This is a genomic window from Streptomyces sp. NPDC059668, assembly GCF_042734135.1.
Classification (GTDB): domain Bacteria; phylum Actinomycetota; class Actinomycetes; order Streptomycetales; family Streptomycetaceae; genus Streptomyces.
This window is the reverse complement of record NZ_JBHWEL010000082.1, coordinates 22,690-25,581: the sequence shown is the minus strand read 5'-3', so window position 1 is coordinate 25,581 and position 2,892 is coordinate 22,690. Positions and strand designations below refer to the sequence as shown.

The 2,892-nt window shown below is 71.9% G+C and carries 3 protein-coding genes; 1 reads left to right on the top strand and 2 read right to left on the bottom strand.

The genetic code is table 11. The features are described 5' to 3' along the window. Positions 1 to 111: 111 nt before the first annotated feature. Positions 112 to 882: an SDR family NAD(P)-dependent oxidoreductase gene (locus tag ACFV2J_RS36165; protein ID WP_385095456.1), complete on the bottom strand. Its 771-nt coding sequence runs from the start codon at positions 880 to 882 to the stop codon at positions 112 to 114. A 217-nt stretch (positions 883 to 1,099) separates the two neighbouring features. Then, complete coding sequence (locus tag ACFV2J_RS36160; RefSeq protein WP_385095453.1) at positions 1,100 to 1,648, bottom strand: hypothetical protein; 549 nt, start codon at positions 1,646 to 1,648, stop codon at positions 1,100 to 1,102. Between the two features lie 457 nt (positions 1,649 to 2,105). Between ACFV2J_RS36160 and ACFV2J_RS36155 the strand changes: the two genes are divergently transcribed. Further along, entirely contained in the window at positions 2,106 to 2,756 is a 651-nt protein-coding gene (locus tag ACFV2J_RS36155) for a DUF4360 domain-containing protein (protein ID WP_385095450.1), read from the top strand. The last annotated feature ends 136 nt before the right edge of the window (positions 2,757 to 2,892 follow it).

Below are 2,892 nucleotides of genomic sequence, written 5' to 3'. Positions count from 1 at the left end.
CGCCCACCCCGCCGGGGGGGTCCGGGGTGCCCCCCCCGGGGTGCGCGTGACGCGCGGGGGGGGGGGGGCGGCGGTGGGGCCCCCCCCCGCCGCCAGGGCCGAGGACCGGCGCTACACGCTGTAGCCGCCGTCCACTCCCAGCGCCTGCCCCGTGATGAAACCGGCTCGGTCCGAGGCCAGGAACGCCACCGCCTCCGCGATGTCCGCGGCCTCGCCGAAGCGGCGCAACGGGATGTTGTGACGGGTGATCCGCAGGGCCGTCTCGTCCAGTTCGCCCGAGGAGATCAGCCGGGCCGCGATGCCGTCCGTGAGCATTCCGGGGGCGACGCAGTTCACCCGGACCCCGTACCGGCCCTCCTCGGCAGCCAGAGCCCGGGCGACCGCCTCGACCGCGCCCTTCGTGCCCGAGGAGAGCCCGTCACGGACCGGGAACCGGCGGGTGGCCACCGTGGTCACGGCCACGATGCTGCCCCGGCTCTCCCGCAGTCCAGGCAGCGCCGGATGGACGAGATGGAAGAACGCCAGTGCGTCCGCGTCGAGTTGAGCCTTGAACTGACGAGGTGTCACCTGACTGAGGTGCACCATCGGTACGTGCGGCCCGGCCGCGTACACCACCGTGTGGAGGCCGCCGAAGGTGTCGGCGGCCTCGGTGACCGCCTCCGCCGTGGCCGTCTCGTCGGTCAGATCGAGGCGCAGCGCGCGGACTTGACGCCCGTGCTCGCGCACCTCGGAGGCGAGCGCGTCGGCGCCGGCCCGGCTGGTGCGGTAGGTGAACGCCACGTCGCTGCCGCGCTCGGCCAGCGTACGGACGACGGCCGCGCCGATACCGCCGGTGCCGCCGGCGACGAACGCGGCACCGGACCTGTTGGAGAAGTCCGCCATAGTCCTCTCGATCCCCGGGAGTTGCGGATGACGCCCTGCATGACCCGGCCGGTCCCGCGGCTTGTCCCTGGCCGCACGGCACCACGCCACGCGGCCGGATCGCCCGAGCGCACCCCGTACGGCGGGAGAACCCCCGCCGCGCGACGCGCCCCACCGGTCACCGACCACCGCCCACCGAAACCGAGCGTTTTGCCCCGCACGACCTGATGCCGCGGCACTAGCGATCCGCGGCCGGGTTCCCCTCGACCCACTGGATCAGCAGGTTCCGTACGTAAGGATTGCCCTCCTGCGCCGCGTGCGCCAGTCGTTCGGCGCTCGCGCGTGCGCTCCGCCAGGCCACCGGGGTGTCCTCGGTGTGGGCGGCGTCGGCGGCGGCCAGCGCGTCGGCGGCCAGGCCCCTGAGTTCCTCGCTGAGATCGTCGTGCGCCGCGGCCCGATAGGCCTCGAGGCGCAGTGCGGCCAGGTCGGGGGTCCCGGCGGAGGGGGACGTGTGCGCCGGGGGCTGGGCGTAGCCGCTGACCGCTATGACCACGCAGAAGGTCGCCACGTCCCGGCGGCTTTCCCGCTGCCCCCGTTCCACGGCGGGCCCGAGCCACGACGCGGCCTTCCAGTGCGAGAACGAGGTGGCCGCGACGAGCGTCACGATCAGTGCCGCCACGGGAATCCAGCCGCCGAGGAAGTAGCCGACCGGGGCGAGCACGAGCAAGCAGGCTCCGCTGAGCATCCATATGCGACGGCGGCCGATTCGCAGGTGTCGGGACTCCATGACGTTCAGTGTCGCAGGAGCGGGTGCGAGGCCGTGCGGCGGCGGGGGGATTCGAGGAGAGTCCCAGGGCGTGGCCCGCCGGGACGGCGCCCCGCGGGCGCCCGGTCGACGCCGTACGGCACGCGCGGGCCGGACGCGCGGAGGCGTCCCGGCGGCCACGTCGGCCGCCACGGGAGCGTCCGTGAACGGGTGTACATCGTGAATGGCCGGAGATCGCCCTAACCGCCGGGCGCCGGGGTACATACGATGCGGTCGGTCCCGGACTTCACTGCTCCTTCACATTCCCGGGTCACCCATGCACATGGCTTTGTCATGTACATGGTTCAACAGTTCACGCTTGATCCAACGCACTGGTCTGCGACGGCCCTTCCCGAACGCGGGAGGAGCCGCACCCCCCAATTCGCGGCGGCACACGATCCGTGCCGCCGGAAACGCCAACGCAACGGATGGGAGCACCATGGCTGGTGGGCTGCTTCTGGGTGGCGCGATAGCCACCCTGTTCGCCACCGCACTACCCGCACACGATCCGTCCTCCGGGATCGTCGACCCTCCTCCGGACAAGATCGTCATCAAGGTCGCCACGGTGAACGGCTCCGGCTGCCCGCAGGGCACCGCCGCTGTCGCCGTGTCCCCGGACAACACGGCCTTCACGGTCACCTACAGTGACTACCTCGCCCAGGTGGGCGGCAGCTCCGAGCCCACCGCGTTCCGCAAGAACTGCCAGCTCAACCTGATCGTCCACGTGCCGCAGGGCTTCACGTACGCCATCGCCAGCGCCGACTACCGCGGCTTCGCCTCGCTGCAGCGCGGCGCCAGCAGCACCGAGAAGGCCTCGTACTACTTCCAGGGCTCCTCGAACACGGCCGCCATCACCCATCCCTTCGGCGGCCCGTACAACGACAACTGGCAGGCCACCGACGTCACGGACTGGGCCCAACTGGTCTGGGCGCCCTGTGGTGTTCAGCGGAACTTCAACATCAACACCGAGCTGCGCGTCAACGCGGGCACGTCCGCGCCGGGCAGCACCAGCTTCATGACCATGGACTCCACGGACGGCGACATCAGCACCGTCTACCACCTGGCCTGGAAGGAGTGCCCCGGATCGTGACCCGGGATCGCTGACCCGGGCGGCCCCGGCCTCTCGGACCTGCTCGACCCGCGCCCCCCCCAACGGGCCCGTGGAGGTAGGGCACCCACATTTAGAGGGCCGCGGGGCCCACCAGTTGCCGCGTTGGTTGTGGCCA

Excerpts from the sequence above, each read along its gene's own strand:
- ACFV2J_RS36160 (WP_385095453.1), bottom strand. The coding sequence starts at position 1,648 with ATGGAGTCCCGACACCTGCGAATCGGCCGCCGTCGCATATGGATGCTC.
- ACFV2J_RS36155 (WP_385095450.1), top strand. The coding sequence starts at position 2,106 with ATGGCTGGTGGGCTGCTTCTGGGTGGCGCGATAGCCACCCTGTTCGCC.
- ACFV2J_RS36165 (WP_385095456.1), bottom strand. The coding sequence starts at position 882 with ATGGCGGACTTCTCCAACAGGTCCGGTGCCGCGTTCGTCGCCGGCGGC.